The organism is Pseudomonas yangonensis (assembly GCF_009932725.1).
GTDB lineage: Bacteria > Pseudomonadota > Gammaproteobacteria > Pseudomonadales > Pseudomonadaceae > Aquipseudomonas > Aquipseudomonas yangonensis.
The window spans coordinates 273,281-299,054 of record NZ_BLJU01000005.1; the positions used below are offsets into that span (position 1 = coordinate 273,281).

General features: G+C 57.8%; 21 protein-coding genes. All 21 read right to left on the reverse strand.

The window, feature by feature from the left end:
- Positions 1 to 27: 27 nt before the first annotated feature.
- On the reverse strand, positions 28 to 1,374 hold the full coding sequence (gene fliI / locus GYB81_RS10020) for a flagellar protein export ATPase FliI (RefSeq protein ID WP_161865576.1): 1,347 nt from the start codon (positions 1,372 to 1,374) through the stop codon (positions 28 to 30).
- Positions 1,364 to 2,164, reverse strand: coding sequence for a flagellar assembly protein FliH (fliH, locus tag GYB81_RS10025; protein ID WP_161865575.1), 801 nt, complete (start codon positions 2,162 to 2,164; stop codon positions 1,364 to 1,366). Before fliH ends, fliI begins: the two co-directional genes overlap by 11 nt.
- A 3-nt stretch (positions 2,165 to 2,167) precedes the next feature.
- On the reverse strand, positions 2,168 to 3,184 hold the full coding sequence (gene fliG / locus GYB81_RS10030; RefSeq protein ID WP_024307703.1) for a flagellar motor switch protein FliG: 1,017 nt from the start codon (positions 3,182 to 3,184) through the stop codon (positions 2,168 to 2,170).
- Positions 3,177 to 4,961, reverse strand: a complete 1,785-nt coding sequence (gene fliF / locus GYB81_RS10035; protein ID WP_161865574.1) for a flagellar basal-body MS-ring/collar protein FliF — start codon at positions 4,959 to 4,961, stop codon at positions 3,177 to 3,179. Before fliF ends, fliG begins: the two co-directional genes overlap by 8 nt.
- 10 nt (positions 4,962 to 4,971) lie before the next feature.
- Entirely contained in the window at positions 4,972 to 5,301 is a 330-nt protein-coding gene (gene fliE / locus GYB81_RS10040; protein WP_161865573.1) for a flagellar hook-basal body complex protein FliE, read from the reverse strand.
- A gap of 214 nt (positions 5,302 to 5,515) precedes the next feature.
- Positions 5,516 to 6,931, reverse strand: coding sequence for a sigma-54-dependent response regulator transcription factor FleR (gene fleR / locus GYB81_RS10045; protein ID WP_161865572.1), 1,416 nt, complete (start codon positions 6,929 to 6,931; stop codon positions 5,516 to 5,518).
- A 3-nt stretch (positions 6,932 to 6,934) separates the two neighbouring features.
- Positions 6,935 to 8,149, reverse strand: coding sequence for a sensor histidine kinase (locus GYB81_RS10050; RefSeq protein WP_161865571.1), 1,215 nt, complete (start codon positions 8,147 to 8,149; stop codon positions 6,935 to 6,937).
- Between the two features lie 167 nt (positions 8,150 to 8,316).
- Positions 8,317 to 9,792, reverse strand: a complete 1,476-nt coding sequence (locus GYB81_RS10055; protein WP_161897814.1) for a sigma-54 dependent transcriptional regulator — start codon at positions 9,790 to 9,792, stop codon at positions 8,317 to 8,319.
- 256 nt (positions 9,793 to 10,048) lie between these two features.
- Positions 10,049 to 10,342 carry a flagellar protein FliT gene (fliT, locus tag GYB81_RS10060; protein ID WP_161865569.1) on the reverse strand — a complete coding sequence of 98 codons (294 nt, stop codon included), beginning with the start codon at positions 10,340 to 10,342 and terminating at the stop codon, positions 10,049 to 10,051.
- A 25-nt stretch (positions 10,343 to 10,367) separates the two neighbouring features.
- Complete coding sequence (gene fliS / locus GYB81_RS10065) at positions 10,368 to 10,748, reverse strand: flagellar export chaperone FliS (RefSeq protein ID WP_161865568.1); 381 nt, start codon at positions 10,746 to 10,748, stop codon at positions 10,368 to 10,370.
- Positions 10,749 to 10,820: 72 nt separating this feature from the next.
- Positions 10,821 to 11,213 (reverse strand): flagellar export chaperone FliS, encoded by a 393-nt coding sequence (gene fliS, locus GYB81_RS10070; protein WP_161865567.1) that lies wholly within the window; start codon positions 11,211 to 11,213, stop codon positions 10,821 to 10,823.
- 3 nt (positions 11,214 to 11,216) lie between these two features.
- Positions 11,217 to 12,683 (reverse strand): flagellar filament capping protein FliD, encoded by a 1,467-nt coding sequence (gene fliD, locus GYB81_RS10075; protein ID WP_161865566.1) that lies wholly within the window; start codon positions 12,681 to 12,683, stop codon positions 11,217 to 11,219.
- A gap of 80 nt (positions 12,684 to 12,763) precedes the next feature.
- Positions 12,764 to 13,165 carry a flagellar protein FlaG gene (locus tag GYB81_RS10080; RefSeq protein WP_161865565.1) on the reverse strand — a complete coding sequence of 134 codons (402 nt, stop codon included), beginning with the start codon at positions 13,163 to 13,165 and terminating at the stop codon, positions 12,764 to 12,766.
- A gap of 71 nt (positions 13,166 to 13,236) precedes the next feature.
- Positions 13,237 to 14,745 carry a flagellin gene (locus GYB81_RS25185; protein ID WP_161865564.1) on the reverse strand — a complete coding sequence of 503 codons (1,509 nt, stop codon included), beginning with the start codon at positions 14,743 to 14,745 and terminating at the stop codon, positions 13,237 to 13,239.
- A 245-nt stretch (positions 14,746 to 14,990) separates the two neighbouring features.
- Complete coding sequence (locus GYB81_RS10090) at positions 14,991 to 18,527, reverse strand: glycosyltransferase family 2 protein (protein WP_233787540.1); 3,537 nt, start codon at positions 18,525 to 18,527, stop codon at positions 14,991 to 14,993.
- Between the two features lie 39 nt (positions 18,528 to 18,566).
- A complete protein-coding gene (locus GYB81_RS10095) occupies positions 18,567 to 19,952 on the reverse strand; it encodes an NAD(P)-binding protein (protein WP_161865563.1) in 1,386 nt (461 codons plus the stop codon).
- Positions 19,953 to 20,191: 239 nt separating this feature from the next.
- Positions 20,192 to 20,845 carry a hypothetical protein gene (locus GYB81_RS10100; RefSeq protein WP_218573853.1) on the reverse strand — a complete coding sequence of 218 codons (654 nt, stop codon included), beginning with the start codon at positions 20,843 to 20,845 and terminating at the stop codon, positions 20,192 to 20,194.
- 128 nt (positions 20,846 to 20,973) lie between these two features.
- Positions 20,974 to 21,684 carry a class I SAM-dependent methyltransferase gene (locus tag GYB81_RS10105; RefSeq protein ID WP_161865562.1) on the reverse strand — a complete coding sequence of 237 codons (711 nt, stop codon included), beginning with the start codon at positions 21,682 to 21,684 and terminating at the stop codon, positions 20,974 to 20,976.
- A gap of 1 nt (position 21,685) precedes the next feature.
- Entirely contained in the window at positions 21,686 to 22,660 is a 975-nt protein-coding gene (locus GYB81_RS10110; protein WP_161865561.1) for an ATP-grasp domain-containing protein, read from the reverse strand.
- A gap of 22 nt (positions 22,661 to 22,682) precedes the next feature.
- Entirely contained in the window at positions 22,683 to 23,798 is a 1,116-nt protein-coding gene (locus GYB81_RS10115; RefSeq protein WP_161865560.1) for a DegT/DnrJ/EryC1/StrS family aminotransferase, read from the reverse strand.
- A gap of 253 nt (positions 23,799 to 24,051) precedes the next feature.
- Positions 24,052 to 25,740 (reverse strand): flagellar hook-associated protein 3, encoded by a 1,689-nt coding sequence (locus tag GYB81_RS10120; RefSeq protein ID WP_161865559.1) that lies wholly within the window; start codon positions 25,738 to 25,740, stop codon positions 24,052 to 24,054.
- Positions 25,741 to 25,774 lie beyond the last annotated feature (34 nt).

Below are 25,774 nucleotides of genomic sequence, written 5' to 3' on the forward strand. Positions count from 1 at the left end.
TATCGAGCAAATACATCGTCCACACCATCACTGCCCCAGCACGGCGGCCAATTGTTCACGGCTCTGCGGCATGCCCACGCTTTCGTCCAGCCGCTGACGCAGGTACTGAGCCATCGCCGGCTGGCGCGCGATGGCAAGGTCTGTGTCCGCATCGCCCCCCGGAACATAGGCGCCGACACTGATCAGATCGCGACTCTGCTGGTAGCGCGACCACAGCTGTTTGAAACGCTGCGCCTGTCTGAGCTGCTCCGCTGGCACCACCTGCGGCATGACGCGACTGATCGAGGACTCGATATCAATCGCCGGGTAGTGGCCCTCCTCCGCCAGACGGCGAGACAGAACGAAGTGCCCATCGAGCACACCGCGCGCGGCGTCGGCGATCGGATCCTGCTGATCATCGCCCTCGCTCAATACGGTATAGAACGCGGTGATCGAACCACCGCCAGCCTCGGCATTGCCGGCACGCTCGACCAGCTTGGGCAACTTGGCGAACACCGAAGGCGGATAACCTTTGGTGGCCGGCGGCTCACCGATGGCCAGAGCAATTTCACGCTGGGCCTGGGCATAGCGCGTGAGCGAGTCCATCAGCAGCAGGACGTTCTTACCCTTGTCGCGGAAATATTCGGCGATACGCGTGCAGTACTGCGCAGCGCGCAGCCGCATCAGCGGTGCATCATCGGCCGGCGAGGCCACGACAACGGAGCGCTTGAGCCCCTCTTCGCCGAGAATCTCGTCGATGAATTCCTTGACCTCCCGCCCCCGCTCGCCGATCAGCCCGACGACGATGATCTCGGCCTCCGTGAAGCGCGTCATCATGCCCAACAGCACCGACTTGCCGACACCGGTACCGGCGAACAGGCCGAGACGCTGGCCACGCCCAACGGTAAGCAGGCCGTTGATCGAACGAATGCCGACGTCCAGCGGCTGGCTGATGGGATCACGGTTGAGCGGGTTGATGGTCGGGCCGTCCATCGGCACCCAATCTTCGGCTTTCATGCCGCCCTTGCCGTCCAGCGCACGTCCGGCGCCATCGAGCACCCGGCCAAGCATGGTCATGCCCATGGGCAGGCGCCCGGCATCCGGCAAAGGCACCACGCGCGCGCCCGGCGCGATGCCGGCAAGGCTGCCCACCGGCATCAGATAGATCTTGCCTCCGGAGAAGCCCATCACCTCGGCTTCGACCTGAACCGGGTGGTAGCTGTCGTCGTTGATCACCAGACAACGGCTGCCAACCGCCGCACGCAGACCTTCAGCCTCCAGCGTAAGACCGACCATGCGCAAAAGACGGCCTTCGAGTATGGGTTGGCTGGGTAGGCTGATCGCATCGCTGTAGCCCTCCAGACGTCGGGCGAAGCTCACGCGGTCAAGACGCATCGTCGCTATCCAGATCCAGGTTGATGTCAGCCTCCGGCGGCTGGGTGCTTTGCGCACGCTGTTGCTCGAACAGTTGCTTGAGCGCCTGCGCCATACGTGTCTCGACGCTGGCGTCGATCTGGCTGTGTTCCGACTCGATACGGCAACCGCCAGGCAGCAGGCTGTCATCTTCTAGGATGCGCCAGCTTTCCTCATGACGCTCACGCAGCGCCTTGATCGTTTCGAAGTCTTGCGGGTTGACCTGGATGCGCACGTTGTCCGCCCCCATAGGCAGCAGCTTGAGCGCCTCGCGCAGAACCTGACGAATCTGGCTGGAATCGGTGCTCAGCTCACGCTGAATCACCTCGCGCACCATATGGCTGACCAGACGCACCATGGCCACTTCCATCTGCTGATCCTGTTCGGCAATCGGATCGAGCAGTTGCGTCATGAGTTTTTCCAGACTGCCTATCTTGAGCGCCAGGGCGGCGTCGGCCTCCTGCTTGGCCTTGATCTGGCCAGCATGAAAGCCGTCCTTCTCGCCGGTGGCGAAGCCTTCGTTGTAGGCGTCCTGGCGGATGGCTTCGAGCTCATCGAGCGTCAGCGGTTTGACATCCTCGATGGCGACCTCTTCCACCTGCCCGGTGTCCTGGGCTTCGGCTTCGGCAGCTGAGGGCGCTGGCTCGTCGGCCGGGACATCAACCTCGACCGGTTCCTCTCCCGGCGCGTCAAAGCTGGGCAAAGCCCAGCGGTCGACGGTGCCCAGATCCTTGGCGCGAATCAGCTCGCTCTCAGGCTCCTTGGCTGCCATGGTTTAGACCATCTCCTCGCCACCCTTGCCGCCGAGCACGATCTCTCCGGCCTCGGCCATGCGCCGGGCGATGGTGAGAATTTCCTTCTGCGCCGCTTCCACATCGCTGACCCGTACCGGCCCCTTGGCTTCCAGGTCGTCGCGCAGCAGCTCGGCCGCGCGCTTGGACATGTTCTTGAACACCTTGTCCTTGATCGCATCATCGGCGCCCTTGAGCGCCAGCACCAGCACCTCGGACGAGACCTCGCGCATCAGCGCCTGAATGCCGCGGTCGTCGACATCGGCCAGGTTGTCGAAAACGAACATCAGGTCTTCGATCTGCGTCGACAGGTCTTCGTCCACCTCGCGAATGGAATCCATCAGCTGACCTTCCACCGAGCTGTCGAGGAAGTTCATGATGTCCGCCGCCCGCTTGACACCGCCCATGGTGGCGCGCGTGGTGTTGGCACTGCCGGAGAATTGCTTCTCGAGAATCTGGTTGAGTTCCTTGAGCGCAGACGGCTGCACGGTATTCAGCGACGACACGCGCAGAATGATGTCCAGACGCACCTTGTGATCGAAATGGCTGAGCACCTCGCCGGCCTGATCCGGGTCGAGATAGGCGACGACGATGGCCTGAATCTGCGGGTGCTCATAGCGAATCACATCGGCAACGGCCCTTGGCTCCATCCACTTCAGGCTGTCCAGACCACTGGTGCTGCCGCCAAGGAGGATGCGGTCGATGAGGTTGCCGGCCTTGTCTTCGCCCAGCGCCGCGGTGAGCATCTTGCGGATGTAGCCGTCGGAGCCGACACCCAGGCTGGTCTGGTCGCCGACGATCTCGACGAACTCGCTCATGACCTGCTCGACCTGCTCGCGGTGGATGTTGCGCATGCCGGCCATGGCGACGCCGACGCGCTGCACTTCTTTCGGCCCGAGGTGACGTAGCACCTGCGCAGCGTCGGTCTCGCCCAGCGAAAGCAGCAGAATCGCCGCCTTGTCGACCTTGGTCAGCTTGGTAGCGGTACGATTGTCACTCATCTGCGTTGATCCACTCTTTGACGACCTGGGCTACGCGGCCAGGATCCTCCGCCACCAGACTCTTGATTGCGTTCAGTTGCGCATCATACCCCTCACTGGGGCTTGGCAACATGATGCTCTGCGGCCCACCGAGGCTGACACGATCATCGGACAGCTCGCCATCCAGACCGGCCATTTCGCCAAGCTCCACATCGCCGGCGCCTGCCAGTTCCTTGCCCTTGCCGCCGCCGGTGATGTTGTTGAGCACCGGCCGCAACACGCCGAACACCAGCACCAGGATGAACAGCACGCCGAGCACCTGCTTGACGATGTCCCAGAACCAGGGCTGGGTGTAGAACGGAATATCAGGAATTTCCTCGCCCTGCGACGCGTTGAAGGCCGTGTTGATCACGCTGACGCTATCGCCACGGCTGGCATCGAAGCCCACCGAGTCCTGTACCAGGCGGGTGAAGCGCGCCAGGTCATCGGCCGTCCACGGCACGCGAGTGGTCTCACCGGTAGCCGGATCGACCCGCACCTGGTCATCCACCACCACCGCCACCGACAGGCGACGCAGGCGCCCCTGTTGCTGGCGGGTATAGCTGATGGAGCGATCCAGCTCGAAGTTACGCGTGGACTGTTCGCGCTTGTCCGCCGGGTACGGCGCCAGCATCGGCTGACCGGTAACCGGGTCCATGATCTGCTGGCCATTGGCATCGACCAGCGGCTGGCCCGCGGCAACCGGACCAGCCGGTGCGGCGGCGCCAGCGGCCTGCTCGGGAGCGGCAGCCGGACCTGGCGGTTGATTGGACAGCGCGCCCGGCACACCCTGCGGCGGCAGGCTGCTCTGACGCTGCTCATTGACCTGCTGCTCGCTGCGCAGCGCAGGCTGATCCGGGTTGAACATCTCGGAGGTGGACTCGACCGAGCTGAAATCAACGTCAGCCGAAACTTCCGCCTTGTAGCGACCGTTGCCCAGCACCGGCTGCAGGATGTTGTGCACGCGCTGGGTGAACAGGCTCTCCATGCGCCGCGTGTAGTCGAACTGCTTGCCAGCCATGGTCAGCTCGGAGAGCTCCTGCTGATCGGAAAGCAGGTTGCCCTTCTGATCGACGACGGTGACCTGGCCCTTGTCCAACTCGGGCACGCTGGTAGCCACCAGATTGACGATCGCCATGACCTGACTCGGCTCCAGCGCGCGCCCGGGATAGAGCTCGACCAGAACCGAGGCGGACGGCTTGCGCTCGTCACGCACGAAAACCGACGCTTTGGGCATGGCCAGATGCACGCGTGCCGCCTTGACATTGTTGAGGCTGGCAACCGTGCGCGCCAGTTCGCCCTCGAGGCCACGGCGATAACGGGTCGCCTCCATGAACTGGCTGGTGCCCAGCCCCTGCTCGCGGTCGAGAATTTCGAAACCCACACTGTTGTCGGTCGGCGCCACGCCGGCAGCAGCCAGGCGCATACGCGCGCGCGCCAGGTCGTCCGCCTTGACCAGCAGTGCACCGGAGTTGGGTTCGATGGTGTAATCGATACCGGAAGCGGTCAGGGTCTCGACCACCTGGGTAGCGTCCATACCGTTGAGGCTGCCATAGAGCGGACGGTAATCCGGCTGCTGCGACCAGAGCACAACGGCAAAGCCGATGGCCACGCTGGCCGCCAGGCCGACCAGCAGGCCAAGCTGACGCAACACCGACATTTCGGCGAGATTTTCCAGGAAGCTAAGACCCAGCAGGGGCTTCTTCGGCTCCCCCGCTTCGGCCTTGGCCGGTACGTTTGCTACTGCTGCCTCAGCCATGAATCAACCCTCAGACCGGCATCTGCATGATGTCTTGATACGCCTGGACCAGCTTGTTACGCACTTGGGTCATGGCTTGAAAGGATACGCCGGCTTTCTGCGAGGCGATCATCACGTCGGTCAGATCAACCCCACTCTGGCCCATCTCGAAGGCAGTGGCGAGCTTACTGGATGCCTGCTGGGTCTCGTTGACCTTGTTCACCGCCTGGCCGAGCATTTCCGAGAAACTCGGCGCCCCTTGTACCGGCTCGCTCGCAACAGGTTTCTGGCGCGACATGGCCTCAGCCTGCATGGAACGCATTTCCAGCATCAAGCGATTGAATTCGACACCTTGGCTCATGACTTCCTCCACTGCCCGCTTTTTGACACTAGCGGCGCTATGCAGGGGTATTAGCAACAAGGGTGCCAACAGCGCAGGAAAAGATGGCAAGACTCAGACGACAGGCACAAGCGCCCTGAAGTCGAGCGAATGGACGGTAAAAGCGAAGAGGCAAACCAGACGCTGAAGAAAGCGCCTGGCTCGCCCTTGAAGGCAGGATTTGGACAAGGCCAGATTAACTGGCGTAAAGATATGCCTCGACATCCATACCGGCATCGCGCATCTGCGCCAGCTTGTAGCGCAGGGTGCGCGGGCTGATACCCAGGCGCTCCGCAGCTTCCTTGCGCCGACCACGCTCGGCACGCAGGGTATCGATGATGACTTGAAACTCGCGACGACGAAGATCCTCGCCCAATGCACCGGAGTCCACTACATTCGGCGACTCAACCGGCTGCGTCACCGGTGGCGCAACGCTGGGCACGACCGCCAGACGCGGGGCAGCGCTCTGCACCGTTTGCCCGATGGGTGCATGCAGGCACAGATCCTGCTCCTGAATCACCCCGCCCTGCTGCAGAATCAAGGCACGCTGAATGGCGTTGTCCAATTCACGCACATTGCCCGGCCATTGATGCTGGACCAGGCTTTGTGCAGCCGACTCGGACAAACGTACCGGCGCCTGATTCATTTTTTTGACGTGCTTGGCCAGCAGCCTCTCGGCCAGCGGCAGGATATCGGCAGGTCGCTCACGCAGAGGACGCCACGCCAACGGAAAAACCGACAGGCGATAGTAAAGATCTTCTCGGAAACGGCCGGCCGCCACTTCGCTGGCCAGATCACGGTTGCTGGTGGCCAGCACGCGAATATCCAGGTTGATAGGCTTGCGTGCCCCGACCCGCTCCACCTCACGTTCCTGCAGCACACGCAGCAACTTGGCCTGCAAGCCCAGCGGCATTTCGGAAATTTCATCGAGCAGAATGGTGCCGCCATCGGCCAGCTCGAACTTGCCGGGCTGCGCAGTGACAGCACCGGTGAAAGCCCCCTTCTCATGGCCGAACAGCGTGGCCTCGAGCATGTTGTCGGGAATCGCCGCACAGTTGATGGCGATGAATGGGCCGGCTGCACGTGGCGACTGCTGGTGGATATAGCGCGCCAATACTTCCTTACCAGTCCCGGACTCACCTGTGATCATCACCGTCGAATCGCTCTGCGCCACGCGCGACGCCAGCTCCAGCAGCTGCACGCTGGCCGGTTCGAGCGCTACAGGGCCGTCACGGTCACCGGCGGTCATTTTGCCCAGTGCGTGCTTGGCCACCAACTCCAGTAGCGTGCGCGGCTCGAACGGCTTGACCAGATAATCGGCCGCACCCTGGCGAATGGCATCTACCGCCCGCTCCACGGCGCCAAACGCCGTCATCAACAGTACCGGCAGCTGCGGGTAGCGGCTGCGAATCTGCGCCAACAACTGATGCCCATCCATACCCGGCATGTTGACATCACTGACGACCAGACCGAAGGGCTCCTCGGTCAGCGCGACCAAGGCCGCTTCGGCACAATCGACCGCCCGATAATCATGCCCGCCCAGGCACAGGGTGTCGGCCAGGGCTTCGCGCAGTGCGCGATCGTCTTCAACCAGCAGGACTTTGGCAGCCATGGGTTACTCCTGATTCGAGTGAGGCGCTGCATCGAGCAGCGGTAGAGAAACGATGGCGCAGGTGCCACGACCTGCACGTGATTGCAGCAGCAGTTGGCCCTGATGAGCACGCGCCACAGCCTTGACCACGGCCAGGCCGAGACCGGTTCCGGTGGTCTTGGTGGTAAAGAAGGGTTCGCCCAGACGCGCCAGGGTTTCCTGAGTCATCCCCGGCCCGTCGTCACTGACGCACAGGCGCAATTGGTTTTCGCGGCGATACAGATGAATCTTCAGACGCGCCTCGCGGCCAGCCGCCTGGATGGCATTGTCGATCAGGTTGAGCACGGTGCCGACCAGTGTGTCGCGATTGCACAACAACTCACCGTCGCGCACATCGCACTGCCAGCGCACGGCCATGCCACCGACATGCGCGTCGGCAGCCGCACGCAGCGCATCGAACAGGGCCGACGGCGCCAGACGATCCGGCAATGGCAGCTCTCCACGGGCGAAGATCAGCATGTCGCGTACCTGGTTCTCCAGCTCGTGCAGACGCTCCTTCAAGCGCCCAGCGAAACGCTGCTGCTGTTCGGCTGGCAGAACCTGCTCGTTGAGATGGCTGGCATAGAGCAAAGCAGCGGAGAGTGGCGTTCGAATCTGATGCGCGAGCGAAGCCACCATTCGCCCCAGCGCCGAGAGACGCTCATGACGAGATAGCTGATCCTGCAGGCGGCGGGTTTCCGTCAGGTCCGTCAGCAGTACCAACTGCCCCGGCTCCCCATGCAGGGAACGGGTCGCGATGGACAAACGACGTCCATCGCGCATGGAGATTTCGTGGCCGTCATCTTCGCGCGGCGCGAAATTGCGAGCGATCACCTGGCGCCAGAGCATGCCCACCAGCGGCTGGCCCAGCAATGCGCGGGCCACGGGGTTGGCTTCACGTACGACACCCTGACCATCGATGACGATCACGCCACCGGGCAGCAGATCCAGCAGGCTCTGCAAGCGATGCGCCAGACGTTCCTTCTCGGCCAACTCCTGCATACGCTGAGCGCTGACCAGCGCCAGCTGCCCCTTCAGCTCATTGACTCGTGCCTCGAGCAGGCTGTACGACTCGCTGAGCTGGCTGGACATCTGATTGAACAGGGCAAAGGCCTGCTCCAGTCCTGCACGACTGGCTTGTTCGAGCGGCGCAGCAAGGCTTGGCTCGGCTGACTCGGTAGGACGACGGTTGGCTTCCATCTGCTTCTCTCGTACGACGCACCGTCAGAAGACGGTCGGATACAAGAGCTTTAGCAATCCCCGTGCCTACTTTTTTATTGTTATTTTTCAATCACTTGAAAAAACGAAGCCGGAGCTTGCGTCAAAGCTCCGGCTTTCGTTCTGCTATCTAGCCTGCGCCAGAGGGATCAATCCTCCTCTTGGCCATCCTCTTCGCGACGACTCATACCGTACTTGCGCATTTTCTCCACCAAGGTGGTACGCCGAATACGCAGGCGTTCGGCCGCACGGGCCACCACGCCACCAGCATCGTCCAGCGCTTGCTGGATCAGCCCTTGCTCCAGGTTGCCAAGGTAGTCCTTCAGATCCAGACCTTCCGTCGGCAGCATCGCCGGCGTATCCAGGCCCGGCAGGCCGGCCATGATCGCCGCGCGCTCTTCCATCTCGTCACGCAGGCTGGCTGCAAGCTGCTCATCTTCATCGTCGACATGACGGAATTTCTTCGGCAGTTCGCCAACGCCGATCACGCCATAGGGATGCATGATTGCCATACGCTCCACCAGATTGGCTAGCTCGCGCACGTTGCCTGCCCAGTCATGGCGGCACAGCGACATGATAGCGGCGGAATTGAAGCGTATGGAGCCGCGCTTTTCGTGCTCCATGCGCGAGATCAGCTCGTTCATCAGCAGCGGGATGTCTTCGATGCGCTCGCGCAGCGGCGCCATTTCGATCGGGAAGACATTTAGGCGGTAGTACAGATCCTCGCGGAAGCTGCCGTCCTCGATCATCTTCTCCAGGTTCTTGTGCGTGGCAGCGATGATGCGCACATCAGCCGTCTGGGTCTTGTTGCTGCCAACGCGTTCGAAGGTTCGCTCCTGCAGCACACGCAACAGCTTGACCTGCATCGGCAGCGGCATGTCACCGATCTCGTCGAGGAACAGCGTACCGCCATTGGCCAGCTCGAAGCGCCCTGCCCGACTGGTGATGGCGCCGGTGAACGCGCCTTTCTCATGCCCAAACAGCTCGCTCTCCAGCAATTCGGCAGGAATGGCACCACAGTTGACCGGTACGAACGGCGCTTCACGGCGCTTGGAGTGATAGTGCAGGTTGCGCGCGACCACTTCCTTGCCGGTTCCGGACTCACCGAGAATCAACACGCTGGCCTCGGTATCGGCCACCTGCTGCATCATTTGCCTGACTTGCTGGATGGCGCGACTGGTGCCTACCAGGCTGCGAAACAGGTTGGGCTCGCGCTGACGGCCCCGGTCACGGGCCTGGTCGTACATTTCACGATAGACCTGGGCACGATGCAGGGAGTCGAGCAGTTTGTTGTAGCTGAGCGGGGTTTCCAGGCTGGCCAGCACCCGCCTACGCAGGTCTTCCGGCCACTCGGCGAAGCTGAATTCGCCAATCGTCAATAGCGGCAGAAACTCATCCCAGCCGGCGATCTGCTTGGTCAGCTCCAGCGCGCCGCCCTTGGCCTCGACATCGCCCAGCAAAACGCTGAGCACTTCGCGACTGGCCCCCAGCTCGGCGACCGCACTGCGCCAGTTCTGACTGGTGCAGGCCAGATGCTCTTCCCCGAGAAAGCTCAGAATGATCGCCAGCTCATGGCGGCGCGCGGCATTGTCATCGATCAACAGGATTTTGGTTTCACGCCACATCTTGTGCTTGTCTGACCCGAGGAGTAAGGAAATTGGATGCCAGTTCTTCGGCGCACACCGGCAACTTGCCACTAGTAAAGTCAAAAAATTGAAGCCAGTCAATTTTATGGCGTAATTTTTTGCTCCTTGTAAGCATCATTCAAGCAGCCGCTTGCAAAGCCAAGTAATCAGCAATCGATGAAAGGAGAGCAAACAGAAAGCGCAACGAGAGGAAACCGAGTCGAACCTGCTGGTTAAACTCGGTAAACGCGGAGAATTAGCCGAAAAGCTGATAGACCTTGGCGCCCTGGTGGGATTGATTGAGCTGCACCAGCTCACTGGCCAGACGCTGCTGCTCGGCCTGACAAACGGTGACCAGCTCACGGTAGAGTGCGAGGAGGTTTTCCAAGCCGCTGCGCAGGTCTTCCTCTTCGCGACTATCGACCATGGCTGCTTCGACTGCCATACGGCATTGCACATCGAGCGCGCCAATCGCGGCCCAGTCCTGATTGGCCAACGCATCACGCAGGGCCGACCCGGTGGCTTGCAGATGCTGGACGGATGAACTCATTCGCTTCTCCTCTGATGCCAGCTCATTACTGAGCGATGGCATCCCAACCCTGTTTGATGTTGCGCAGCAGCATCGATACTTCTTCGAGAAGTTCGGGCTCATTGCTGACGTTGGCCTCGGTCAAACGGGCGATCATGTATTCATACAGACTGTCCAGGTTACCAGCCAGCTCACCACCCTGCTGATGATCCAGACTCTCCCGCAAACCGGCGATGATGGCAATGCTCTTGCCGATCAGCTCGCCTTTCAGCGCAGTCTGCTCGCGCTCCATGGCGCCACGCGCCTGAGCGATGCGAGACAAGCCGCCCTCCATCAACATCTGAATCAGACGATGAGGGCTGGCCTCTGCAGCCTGGGCTTGGTTGTTGACGGTTTGATACTGCCTGAGGGCCGCCATTGCATTCATAATCGCTCTCGCTCTAACGATAGGCTTGATACTTAACGTATCGGCGAACGCGACTGAACCTTTAGCGAAAAATCACCCTGCCGTCGCCGGCTCGACCTCAGGGCCGATCGCATCCCAGGCGGTCTTGATATCGGTCAGCAGGGCCTGAACTTCGTCCAATGTACGAGGCGTTTCATCCAGCGCTACACCTGCCAGACGGCGAGTCATGTAGTCATAGAGCGCATCCAGATTCTCGGCGATCTCTCCGCCAAGTTCTTTGTCCAAAGCAGCCTGCAGCACACCCAAAATAGTGATGGTGCTGCCTACGGCCATGCCACGAATCTCGGTATCGCCTTCAGCGAGCGCTTGCTTGGCCAGCATCACACGTTGCAAGGCGCCTTCGAGCAACAGCTGCACCGTACGATAAGGGGACACCTCTTGGCTGGTTTTGACCTGCTTGTAGGCATCGATCGGGTTTTTGCTCATGAATTACTTATCCTTTCTGACGAAGCCGGGCAGGTTGGCGAGCATGCTGCTCAGGCTATTGCTGGTTTGCTTGAGCTGCCCGACCAGAGAATCCATGGCATTGAATTGCGAATAAAGACGCTTTTGCAGACTCTCGACACGCACGTCCAACGCCTTGCGCTGCTTGTCGACATCCTGCTTGGTGGCTTGTAGCGCATCGTTACGCTGCTTGAGCACCCCATCAGTAGCAACGTACGAGGAGGTAAAACTCGACAGGCGCCCCATCAAACCGCCGTTCCCAGTCAGATAAGCCCCTACCTCGTCGAAGTTCTTATCTAGCGCAGCAGTTAGCTTAGTGTCGTCCAGGGACAGTTTGCCGTCCTTTGCGGTGGTTATGCCCAACTCCGCAAGCGCTTGAATGCCGCCTTGCCCAGATGCACTCACCAATTCGTTACGCATTCCTGAGATAAGGCTACGTACGGATGTATCACCGAACAGAGGCCCCGTTACAGGCTTGGAACCATCCACCGGGACGAAAGCCGTCAGCTGCGAGGTAGTGGAGATTAGCGCATTGTAGGCATCGACGAACTTTTGAAGGCTGCTTTTTACAGTGCCTTTGTCGACGCCCACGGTAAGATTAATGGTCTTGCCATCGGCCAGATCGCTGGAGCTTTGGGCAGCAAGCAGATCAAGCGTTACACCTTCAAGGGCGTCCTCGATACGATTGTTGTTCCGAACCAATTGCAGACCGTCGATGGTCAATTTGGCAGACTTAGCTTGAGTAATGACCCCACCCGCACCGGAGGTCGAATCTGGCTTTAGATAGGCGCCGGGATTATCAGGATCATCGGCGGCGGTGAAAGCCAGCACGGAAAGCTGGTTATCGCCTGCTACTTCATCACCTGAAGGTGGCGGCACCGTCACCTTTACGTCATTACCCTGCCCTGTCTTGGTCGAACTCAATACCAAGCGAGAACCCGAGTCGTCTGTAATAATGGTTGCGCTGATACCACTGCTCTTACCGGCCTCATTGATCGAGTCGCGTATCCCGGCCAGAGTATTGTTGGCCTCCGTGACTTCGACATTGATACTCGTCGAACCGGCAGAAATCTCCAGGATACCACCACTAAACTTAGCGCCAGTGCCACCAGATACGGACTGCAGCGCTACCTTGCTGCTGGATGCCAGCTGCTGCACTTGCAAGCTGTAGCTACCGGCTGGAGCCGTGGATGTCGCCGAGGCTTTTACCACGCTGCTACTGGACGTGCTGGCCGTGCGCGATTCGAAGAGAGAGGCCTTGTTCAAGGAGTCAACGGCGCTTTTGAAGGTGTTGATCGCTCCAGTAAGCGTGCCGATTGCCGAAATCCGGGTAGTGGTTGCCTTCTCGAGATTGTCGAGCTGATTGGCCTTCGGCGCTTTTTCGGCATTGACCAGAGACTTGACGATCTCGTCAATGTTGAGTCCCGAGTTTATTCCTGTAATACCGGCCATGTTGCGCTACCTCGTCAAACATTCGACGTCACTCATCACTGGGACGAGCATCAATCAAAACTCATGCCAAGGTTTACTGCTTATGCCTCAGCCTTGAACAGTAGACTACGCACCTCCGACAGGTTCTCTGCCAGCTTGAGCGCTTCTTCTGATGGAATTTGTCGAATCACATCACCTGATCCAGCGTCCGTTACCTTTACCACGACCCGGCCAGAACCGTCGTCTACGGCAAAGTTAATGCTGCGTCGAACGCTTTGAACGAACTCCTGAATAGTCGCAACCGCATCCTCGACCTGCTTGCGACTCACACCCTGAGCAGGCTGGACGGTGCTTGCACCAGGCTGTGCAGCCTCGTCCACATCCTTAGCAGCGCCGGCATCGCCAGCAGCGGTGGATTTCTGGCGGACATCGACAGCACCAGATACGCTGCCATCGCGGCCAAGCGCAGGAAGTACAGGGAGCTTAACCGAACCAACGTCCATACATTTCTCCTCACAATGAGGTAACGGGGGAAAGAGCCAAGCCCTTCCCCCCGCAGTCTAGCGCCTTTACCTTAGCCCAGCAGGCTGAGCACGGCCTGCGGCAGCTGGTTGGCCTGGGCCAGGATCGCAGTACCTGCCTGCTGCAGGATCTGGTTCTTGGTCAGGTTCGCAGTCTCGGTAGCGAAGTCAGTGTCCTGAATTCGGCTGCGGGCGGCCGAGGAGTTCTCACTGATGCTCTGCAGATTCGAGATGGTGTTCTCGAAGCGATTCTGCACCGCACCAAGCTGAGCGCGCTGACTATCGATATTGGAGATCGCGCCGTTGATGATACCCAGAGCGGTCTGCGCGCCACCGGCGGTGCTGATATCGATGTCACGAACCGAGTCCAGGGTACTAAACTTGTCCTCACCCAGGCCGGCACTCATGCCGCGCACTTCAAAGGCATCAGCTGCTTCCAGTTGAACCTGGCCGTCAGCACGAGCACCGCCACCTGCCGTGATGCTGCCGGAGCTACCAACGTTCTCGTCACCAGCAAAGTTCTTGGTCTGCAGGCTTGCAGTCGCACCGCTACCGCCCTGGTAGTTCTTGATCGCGATGGCGTCACCACGGGAGTTGACCAGCTCAATCTTGTCACCTTTGGAGATGGCCGAGATACCAGTCTTGCCAGTTTCCCTGTTGATCGCGTCGGCCAGAGCACCAAGGTCCTTGGTATCGGTAACCACGGCGGAGATCACGGCCTTATCGGTATCTTTGGTGGTGCTATTGGCGCCATACAGTTCGAAGGAAATGGTGCCGCTTGCAGAAATGCTACCCAACTCGGCAACGGTGCGAGCGTTGGCAGTCACACCAGTCTCGTCACTCTTGGCATTGACGGCGCGAGCGATTTCACTGGCTGCGGCGCCACTGGCCGGACCGCTAATGTCGACCACACCACCGGATGCACCTGCGGTGAACTTGGAAGCGATCTGGAACGAAGTATCGGTGTAGGCAGAAGTACCGTAAGCAGCCGCACCACTGGCACCGCTGGCGATGGTGCCAGCACCACCACCGGAAGTGGTGACACGGTTGATGCCGATGCGGTCAGTCGCAGCCGAGCCGATGGAGACGTTGATGGTCTCGTAGGCGTTGGCACCCACCTGGAAGCTCTGGGAACCGAACGAACCGTCGAGGATCTTGCGGCCACCGAAGCTGGTGGTCTCGGAAATACGGTTCAGCTCCTGTTGCAGCTGGGACACTTCGGACTGCAGTGCAGCACGTTCGGTAGCACCGTTGGAGCCGTTGGCCGATTGCAGGGCCAGGTCACGCATACGCTGCAGAATACCGGTGGACTGCTGCAGGGCGCCTTCAGCGGTCTGGGCCAGAGAGATACCGTCGTTGGCGTTACGAGTGGCAACGCCCAGGCCGTTGATCTGGCTGGTCAGGCGATTGGAGATCTGCAGGCCTGCTGCGTCGTCCTTCGCGCTGTTGATGCGGAAGCCGGTAGAGAGACGCTGGAGGGAAGTGTCCAGGCCTTTGGAAGAGCTGTTCAGGTTACGCTGAGTGTTGAGGGACGCAACGTTAGTGTTGACTGTAAGGGCCATGGTATTGCCTCCAGATGACCTTAGAACCGTTTGTCTGAGCTTGCGAGCTCGGGCCTGCATGCTCAGACGCCCAGAGAGTTCGCATTCGATTTTTGTATCGGCGCAGGAGGCTAGAGCTTTAGCAGTAAATTTCAGTTTTTTTGATGATCTTTTTTCTTTCTAAAGAATCAATCAGTTAGACAGAAAAAAGGTCAGACTGGCATATATCGCCCCGGCGGGCCCGTTGCAGGCCCGCCAGCTCCCCCTCAATCCGGGGTCCAGGCCTCACGCCAGAGCAGCAGGTTATCGCCTTCAAGCATCCAGCGACTCTGTACGGCACCACGCAGCCGATCACCAAGGCGCGCGGTCTCATCGAGGTCGGCAAGATGCATACGAATGGCTTCCACCCAATCTCTGAAGCGGTTCTTCACCAGGGTCACCGGGAGGTTGCTGTTCTGGTAACAAAGCACATCACTGCAGATCACCGGGAAGCCGCAGGCACCGTACTCCAGCAGGCGAAGGTTGCTCTTGCAATCGTTGAACAGGTTCTGCTCCACCGGAGCGACGGCGAGATCCAAATTGAGCTGCGCCAGCTTCGCCGGGTAATCCCGGATGGGCACACCGGCGTGGTACTCATGCACATAGGGACGCAGCTTATCCGGGCACATGCCAAAGAAAACCCATTCCACCTCGTTGGCCAGCTCCTTAACCACATCGACGATCATTTCCAGGTCGCCGGTATGACTAACACCGCCAGCCCAGCCCACCCGGGGCTTGCCAGAGCAACGACGTTGACTGCTCAAGCCTCGCCACCAGCGCGTATCGAGACGATTATGAACCACCCGGATGTCGTCATGCAGACCGGCGAAGGCTTCGGCCAGCGGCTCGGTGGAAACCACGAAGCGATCAACGTAGCTCAAGCCGCGGCGTAGCGCCCTGACAATGTCCTTGGGCATATGGGCCTTGTGGATGCTCTTCATCGGCAGGTTGGGTAGATAGTCGTCCAGCTCGAAGACCTTGAAGGCATTGGAAAACGCCTTCATCCGGCGCATGCCTTCGATCTGAGACTCCCCCACCTGGCGTTGCAATACGATGCTGTCGGGTGCGAACCGCTCCAGCTCCGTCACGGACAGCTGGTTCCAGAGCAGCGTTCCGTCTATCAGCCCCTCGCGATCCATCGCCTCCAACGGCTGGATCACCCGATAATTGCCGCAACCTTGCTGGTCTGCCGCATGCCCCAGAATCGTCGGCACGGGGCGCCAGGATGAAAGAGGACGCCAGTTCATCTTGCTCGGCGCGATGCTGAACTCATCACCTGAGCCCAACGAGAAATTGGGGTTATACGCTGGATCACGAGCCAGCAAGGGCAACCAGCGAGCGTACATGGCATCTTCTTGCACGGTCGTGGCAGCAGGCTCCGGCTCTTCATTGATGAGCATCGGGGCACGCGGCGTCCAGACGTTCAGGAAACCTGCCGAATGCAGGCGCAGGCAAAGATCCACATCAGCCCAGGGCGCCAGATCAGCGTCTTCATCGAAACGTCCAGCGCTGAGGAACAGACTCTTGCGCAACATCAGGCATTTGCCACTGACAGCCGCGTAGTTCTGGTCCACCAGAAGGCGCTGGAGATAACCTGGGGCTTCCAATGGCTGACCGACGAATACACGCCCTACCGGCCCATTAAGCCCCAATATGATGCCAGCATGCCGAATGGTTTGGTCACCCGCCAGCAACTTGGCCCCCACGGCCCCGACTTCCTGGCGAGCCGCATGGTTGACCAGTTGATGCAACCAATTGGAATCCAGCACAGCAATGCCGACATCCAGCCACAGCAGTAGCTCACCTCTCGCATGCTCCGCCGCCTGGTTGCGCACCTGCGCCAAAGACAGCACATCGGAGAAACGCAGTACTCGGATCGAATCCGTACCTAACTGTTCAATACCGCTCAGCCAGCCTTGAAGGACCGAATCATCTGCACTCTGATCAAGCAGTAGCACTTCGTATGTGCGGTAGCTGGTTTTTTCCAGGATGGTTTCAATACAGCGGCGCGCCTTCGCCAGACTGCCCTGTGTGTGAACGAGAATGCTCACCAGTGCGCTGTCATCCACTCCATAGTCTAGATCGTAGTGACCAGGCAGGCGTGAGGTCACGGCGGCCTTCGGGAAACCGCGCGCCATTAAGTGGCGTTGGATGACCTCTCGCTCATCGACGCTGTCCCGCAACGGGGACGCCTCACGAATCAATAAAGGCTCACTGATATGGCCCAGCCCTTCCAGACCCTTGTCTTCGATCAGACGTAAGAGATAATCCAGTTCGAACGCTCTTCCGGCCTCGCGACGGAATCCGCCCATATCCCGCCAGGTCTTGCAATTGAACAACCAGTGGCAGGCCATTGCACTAGGCAGGCTGAGCAGCATGTCCAGATTCAATCCTGGCCGCAGAGCCAGGCCAAGATCATCGGAGTCCTGACGCACCACCTCGTCACCGTAAACGGCACGACATCCTGGGGCGCCAATCAGATCCAGCGCCGCTATCATCAAGCCGCTAGTGGTGAACTCACAACCGGCCTCGACCAGTACGAACCAGTCGAACCCACCCTCACGCAGCGCCAGGTCTATACCCGCCAGCGGTTGCTCACCATCGATTTGGATAAAGCGCAGCTTGTCTTGAACGCTAGTCTGCGGCACGTCCTGCGGGGTTAAGGCAACGATACGCAGCGCCGCATACAGATTGTTCTCCAGACTCAGACTCTTGATGGTCTTGCCCAGACGTGCGGGATCACCCTTGCGATCAACAATGAGCACACCAAAAGTTGGTGCATTGCTGGTCTGCAGGTGCTCGGCAATCAGACGATGCTGTGCATCTGTGGGCACGCGCTCGGCAAGCCAAGGAGTCAGTTGCCGCCGCCCCACTTGAGCAGCACGCTCACAGGCAGCCGCCTGCGTCTTGCGCATAAATACCGCAAGCTGCTCCCAGAACTGATCCTCCAGACCATTGAGTAGATCACGCGCATGAGGGAGTGAGGCTCTCGCCTCCGCCAAAGCCTCGGGGCTGTCTGAATAGGCAAATCCCCCACCAACATCGATTATCGTTTGCTCCGAAACGGCCAGCCGCTCATAACCTGGCAGCTTCAGGGCGACCACAGGACAACCGCACATAATCGCTTTGGAGCACGTAGAAGAAGACTCATAGCTATACAGCACCTCTGCTTCCTGAAGACGCTCAGCTAGCGCAGAGAGAGATAAAGGTGTTGCCATGGACAAAACTTCTATCGTTTCGGGAAACGAAGAAATATCCACCTGATCATATGGAATACGATTTAAGTACAGCAACTTTCGAAAGCGAGGCCGCGGTGGCTTGGGCAGCGAGAATAGCTCTACGTCTGTAGTCTGAAGCCGTAGCAGGTCCATGCCATCCGGATCATTACCGTCATAAAACTCGCGGCGAAAATAGAAGAGCAAGTCGTCCTCATTGCCCTTTTCCTTTTCGGCGAGCAGCCCTCTCTTGTTCAGGACGTAACGCACCACTACCGACGTATTGAGGCAATTTCCTGCCGTTACCTCTGGATACACAGCAATTGGCTCGAGCCCTTCTCGGCGATGACGCTCTCGAGTTGCCTCATCCAACAACGGCGTCTTCAGTTTGAGGCTGGTGACGCTCGTACCCGCGATATAGGCCTCTCGCCCCTCCAGATTAAGGGCGTGGCACAAATAGTGAAGCGCCTGAATACCAGACGAAGTTTCACGATATTCAGGGGCAACGATGTAGTAGGGATGCCCAGGTTTACGATGCAGACGACTCATGATTGCTCGCTAGAAAATCAAAAAATATGCGTGGGGCTATCAGGCTTGATGTAGTGATGTAAGCCAACACTCCATACGTGCCTTGGTATCCAGAACAATCTCGTTCTGAAAGAAAAGCCCATCCGAGATACCGCCTCCTACCACTAATGCGCGCGCCGGCAAGACATCTCCAACTTGCTTACGCAACGCCTGCAACGCTAGCGCATTACAATGGGTCGGCAAAGAAAACGGGCTGGGGGAAGGCTGGTAGCGAGTGAATACTGCACGCTGCCCTGAAAGAAATCCTACAGCCTGAAGTTTAGCCATGATGCAATCAATCTCACCTCTACATGGCGCATTAAGTATCTCGATGGAAATGCGGCAATCTGCCGAATCTCCAGAGAAAGCTCGATAATTGGTCAGACGATAAAAGCCGCTCCCTTCGTCGAAACCATAGAAGTAGGACAGGTCACTGAATACTGGCCGATCTAGCAATACGTCCAAAATTCTTAGAGGAACAGGCATTTCTAAGCCAAAATCCCGAATCGGCAAACCCAATTGGGCTGCAGCACCGACCAACCCGTTGGCAAGAACCACACCATCATAATGATCTTGATAAATGTAGCCGTTAGCAGTACGCCAGCTCGCTTCACCAGAAATTGGTGTATAGCCTTCGAGCTGCGCTCCAGTGACTACTGTTACGTCTAGTTCTTCCAGCAACGAAACAAAACCCCTAACGAACGAGCGGGTGCCCTGGTTACGCGAATAATAACGACGCAGGCCATTCTCAAAACGCACAGGCATCAAACGTTGGTCAGGAACCCCCAGCACCTCCCTAAAACGCTTGTCCTCAATCAGTGAGTACCACTCCTCATAATCATGAGCCACAAGCCGTGTAATGCCAGGGAGACACATAGCAAAACCCGCGAGCCGATCAGACGAACATTGATACAGCCGGCTGAGTATCGGCGCCAGAATTAGCTCCGTATAAGCTCGGCCGAAGCGAGCAACGCCATGTGCTAGCAAAGGACTACTGCGCTCGATATTCGCGGGTGCCGACAGCTCTCTGGTGTGAGTAACAACAGCGTCGCGCAATGCAACATGTTCGTCCACGCCCCTTACGTCCGGATAGTGTGTGTTGCTCTGCAGGCGCCCTGCGAAAATTGCCCCGTTATGCCCCCCCGTACCGGGCTCGAAATACAACAGATCCCCCGCGGGGACCAGCGAACTGAAAAGATGATCGATGTCGGCTGTACCACATTCTCGAAAGAGATGAGTGCCATGATCGAAATACAAGCCCTCATCCGGGTATTCAGTACCAGTCAACAAGCCGCCGCACATCGTATTGCGCTCAAGAAGGGTAACCTTCATCTGCGGATACAGCCGCTTGCCGTAGTAAGCAGCGACAAGCCCTGCCAAGCCTCCACCGACGATTAAGCATTTCATGGATGTACCCTCTCATAGAGCGTCGCGAACGAGGAAGTTAGGAAGATGCTTTACGCAAAAATAGCATGCCAGCGAAAACGAACGCGTAGTCAATGCCGCCTTCGCTCAGCATCTCGCCGCCTACACGCCGAGGTCCGCCACCAAAAAGCCCAAAGGTAATCGTCCAGCAGCAACCAGCCCCCTTGACAACCATCGGCCGTCAAGCCTGAACATTAGCCGCAACGCTTTCGTAGGCGTGATTACCATCGATATGTAATATACGATATAGAACCCGTCAGCGCACCGGCTGCTTGATGATAATATTCAATGCCCTGCTCAGAGGACAGGCGGATATAACCCAGAATTTTCACTTGCGATACTGAAACGAGGAAGTTTCTATATATACCCTCGAAATCAAAGGTAATACCGTTACCGTTAAGGATCGTGGCTTTCTCCCCCTGATCACGCGCACGAGCAAAGCCCCACGGATCAACACATACAGTGGTGCCGATCTCGTCGCGATATTCAACCGCGTGCGGTTGCGGCCGGTATAACTGCGACTCCAGAGCAGGCGAACTTCTGAACAGCGAAGGTAGAAGGTGATTCAAATGCGCCCAAACGCCCTGATGAGCGGTATAGATCCTGGTAACTCCCTCTAACGATACCAGGCACTGTAGAGAAGCATTGAACTCAGGACTGGTTATATAAGGAAGGTACTCCAGAGCATCAACATCGTAAATACCGGGATCCGCTGGTTCCGAGCTAGCCCCGATCACTCTGTATCCGAGCGTACGCGCAGTCCTAACCCACGCAGCCGAGGTATCTATATTGATGGGGAAGATAAGCAGCGAGCCACATACTGCCTGAGAGCGTTCGACCGACACGGTAGCCAAGTTCTTTTCTGATATCTTCATGATCTCCCGCCCCGCACACGGTTTATCCAAACCAGAATTCTCATCGACCCGCTGCAAATCAAGCCCCGACAATCAGCTTATGTAAACCGGCACCAACTGGGCTCATTTCTGGAAAATTGCTTGGCATTTTACAATTCACCAATGCAAAGCAGACGCTCGCTCTGCTCTAGGAAACGCGTACCGGATGCTTTGAGATAGGCATTCAAAATCGGGCCCTGGCCTAGCCCCCACCTGATCAATCGATCCTCATGTCGTTTCTTTGCCTTCCCAACTGGCACCACTGTTACACGCCGACAAACGGACCTCATAACCTCAAAAATTTCGTCACAATAAAAAAACTTGATATTGAATAGCGGATCATTCGGAGCAGTGCGCTCAAAGTAATCTTTAAACTGCACGTTATGGGCATTATGAACCGTGGCCACCATTCTCCGTCGACTTATACGCGCTTGCTCCCGTGCAAGCGCAATCATTTCCGCGGTGGAAAACAACCCCCAGAACCCGTTGTGATAAGTCAGATCGAATGCTTGATCTGGAAAATCAAAACGAAATGCATCCATTTCATAAATCTGACTTGCGAGCGACGGGAAACGCTCTCGCGCTAGGCTCACGGCTTCGGGAGAAAAATCCGCCCCGCTACAGTGAATGCCCATGCGATTCAAGGCAGCCATATCACGGAAGCTACCAGCAGCGATCTCAAGTAAACGCTGCTCGTCACGGAGTTTCAGAGCGCGTATGTAATACGCATGCCGCAGGTCTGCCTGATACTTGTCGAACACCTCGCCCCACTTCAGGTCCCAGTCGCGCGAACTGGATAGTTTAGATACCGGATCAGTCATTTCATCGCGTCTCGTAACTCATGATCTGTTCGTAATGACCGCGGGCGACAACCATATCGGGATAGAACACTGGCTGATCGACTTCCTCCCCCAAGAAACAACGCAGGGTGTTAAGCACCATGTCATACCCAGTCATGTTCGAAAATTTTACCCCTGCAGAGAACCTAGGATTTATATCCATCAATAAATAACTCCCAGAGCACTCGAGAAACTCCATACAAATACAGCCATGCACATCTAGCTGATCGGCCAGCCATTCGGCATGCGCGCTCAGAACAGGGCAGCTGTGAATAGCCACAGAAAGGCCAGCACCATTGCTGGTTCGAATAAGCTCTTTACGACAAATGATACTTACCGTACCGGTGCTGGTATTCCTGAGCACATCGACCACATGTACAATCCCAGCATAAAAAGGCTGAACAATGTAACGCTGATCCCGGTCACGCCAAAGTAAATACTCTAGGTCCTGCTTGTTATCCAGCCTCATCAGCCCTTCACTGCTTCTGCCGTCACGCGGCTTAGCCAAAAAAGGAAAATCACATCTGAGCTCCTGCCACTGAACCAAAGCTCGGCTTGGTATCGGCTGAATGATGTCATCGTTCACAAAGCGGTTGTGCAAGGCCAATTTGTCTCGGCAAATCTCGACGCAGGATGACGGAGGCAAACATACGACGACACCGAGATCGAGAAAGCGCTTACGTGAGGAGGAGATGACATCCACTTCCGGATCCGTCAATGGAATCAAATGGGTGACTAACTCCTGTCGACAAACCGTGAGAATCGCGTCGAGATACTCCTGCGCATCACGAGCAGATGGTAATTGATAGACCTTTTGTACAAGAGGGGACGTAACCAGCCAATCAGCAGGGTGCAGATCGCTGCCGAGCAGTCGAATACCTTTATACGAAGACAAACTGCGCAGAACGCACTCTGCCGACATAGATCCAATGGCCGTGACCAGTACAGTGACCGCCATATCAGCTCCATTCGCCCTAGATTCATACATGCAACGGATCACGAATTAACGAGATAATCCGGTCCTGCTGCTGCTCTTGCATATCGGGAAACATTGGCAAGCAGATCACATGATTAGATATGTTCTGCGCCTCAGGCAACTCGGCGTGACTGGAACCTTTGAACCCTCTATACATTGGAAAGTCGCTGAGCAAGGGATAAAAGTACCGCCTAGCCAAAATACCTTCACGGCGCAGCAACTCGTAAAGCTCATCTCTGGTGATCGGATAGACACCACTCACAAAAACTGGGCAATAGGCGTAATTCCAGTTCACGTCACTGGATATTTCCGGTAGACGCACCCCAGGCACCGCAGACAATTCAGCACGATAACGCTCAAACAGGTGTTCGCGCCGCGCCAGCGCCAGATCGATATGTTTGAGTTGTAAAAGCCCGAAGGCGGCCTGAACCTCGTTCATTTTGCCGTTAATACCCGGCGCCACTACCGTTGTTTCATTGGCAAAACCAAAGTTCTTCAAATAATTGATTCGCTGTTTGGTCTTCGCATCTGGGCAAATGATCGCTCCGCCCTCGAAGGTATTGAATACCTTCGTCGCATGAAAACTAAGAATAGACAAATCGCCATACTGAAGAATACTTCTTCCCGCCAGCCTTACAGCAAAGGCGTGAGCCGCGTCATAAATCACTTTCAGGCCATAGTTGTCCGCAATTCCCTGAATTCTCTCAACGTCACAAGGTACGCCGTAGCAATGCACAGGCATAATCGCAGTGGTTGCTGACGTTATGGCTTGCTCGATCTTGCTAGGATCCAAATTGCACGAAACGGGATCGATATCAACGAAAACGGGAGTCAGTCCATTCCAGAGAAGCGAATGGGACGTCGCAACAAAAGAATAAGGTGTCGTGATTACCTCACCGCTAATACGCAGTGCCTGCAAGGCTGTCACCAGCGCTAGCGTGCCATTTCCAAATAGGCATAGGTGCTCTACGCCTAAATAGTCCGCCAGCTCTCGCTCAAGCTGCTCGTGAAAAGGCCCACCATTGGTTAGGCGCTTACTGCTCCAAATCTGCTCGAGATAGGGAATGAACTCTTCGAGCGGAGGAAGCAAAGGGCTTGTAACAAAAATCGGATCGCCCATGTTCGTACCTTTGATGAGATCATTTGCTCAGTGATCCACTTAGCCAGTCCAGCGCCTGTGCCAAATGCCCAAAAACCGGCGCATCTATTTCTGTCAGACAATCATAGCAAGACACGCGCCAATTAGCGCCTGATGGCCAGACAAATAAGAACAGACGAAGCACACAGCGCCCGTCACAGTCGTCGCTGGCGATGAAGGTGCGCGTAGCAGAACGGATTGTAACCACTACCAGAATTTGGGAGTTATAGCCGAGCTACCTTAACTGGTTGAAAAGATTGAGCCCTGCGATCTTCACGTAGCTTTGTTGCGCGGCCTCGAGGACGATCGTCTGGAACGACAAACGAGACAGCGCCTCGGCATAATCCAGCTCGCGCAATTCCGCTTGCACGGACTTGTTCACCAGAGTGACGTCTTCATTGTCGACCTGGGTCGTGTCGATCAGGTTGCGTCTGGCACCGATCTCGGTGCGCACTTCGTCGACGTTGGCGATGCCGTTGTCGAAATTCTTCAGGGCAATGGCCACTTCGTCGCGGATGGCCAGGTTACCGGCTGGCGAGGTGGGTGAGGACTCCAGCGTCTGACGCAGGCGCGCGATGCTGTCGAGGATGCTGCGCTGCTGCTGAAATTGCGGCTGTATGCCGAACTCGTCGCCCCCAGCCGCGGCGGCCGGGCCGGACATCGTGAACTGCGCACCATAGATGTCGAAGGTCGCAGGATACGGCGCCGCTACCGAGCCGGTTGTGAGCACCGTACTGTTGGGTCCCAGCGGCCGAGCGTATACCTCGTAGTCGGTATCGTTGGTGAAACGCACCACCACACCCGAGGTGGGAAACTGGCCATCGAACACACCCTGGTTGACTATGGCGCCCCCGGACACCACGGCGGCCGAGGTGTTGGTCGAGGAGCGAGTCACGGCAAATTCGGTAGGTGCCGACTGCAGGGTGAAACTGTGGGTACCGATGCCCGGCGTGCCGGCGGTGGCGGGCAGCTGGATATCGGCCAGCAGGTTGTTCAGGTCCTGCGGGTTGTCACCTTCCTTGAGTACTACATCTAGCTGAAAACGCATGCCACGGAAGTTGATGGTGTTACCGTTGCTGGTCAGCGGATCGATCTTGCCGCCGCCCGGGATTTCCGAGGTCACGTCAGCACCGGAAGCGTCATAGATACGAAATTCGTTGCCGCTGACGAAGGCGAGCGAGTACGGCTCGCCATTGCGAAAGTCGGCGTTGAAGGCGCGATCATCCTCGACCAGACCGGGGGACATGAACACCCGCTGCTCATTGGCAGGTACCGGGGCAATGGTAGTGCCCGGCAAAGGCGGCGACGGCAGCGCCGGGTTGTTGACGCCGCCATTGCTGGCGGTGCGGTTGGCATTGGTCACGCTCTCGAACAGGCGTTTGCCGTTGTCGTTGATCGCCACGTTGGTTGAACTGGCGACCTGCAGACTGCGCTGGCCTTCGTCACCCATGTAGGAATAGGTGCCGTCGGGGTTGCGCACGAAGGGCTCGGTCTTGCCCAAGTTACCGCTGAACAGATATTCACCGCGGGCGTTCTGGCTGTTCATCAGGTTTAGCAACTCGGCTTCGCGCTCCTCCAGCTCCTTGGCGATGGACTGACGATCCTCGGCAGACAGTGCGCCACCACCGGCGCGCACGGCCAACTCGCGCACGCGCTGCATCACAGTGTTGACCGAATTTAAAGTGGTCTCCTCCTGCACCAGACTATTATCCGCTGCGATCAGGTTATCTTTGTATTGCTTGAGGACAGCCTGTTGCTGCTCGAGCTGCAACAGGCGCACCGAGGCGACCGGGTCGTCAGCAGGCGTGAGGATTCGGTTGCCGCTGCTGATCTGTTCCTGGGTGCGGATCAGGTTCGAATAGTTGCGCCCCAGGCCGGAAACACCGTTGTTGAACGCCTGAATGGAGGAAATGCGCATCACCATGGGACTTGCCTCTTGCCGAGCCTGCTTTCCACAG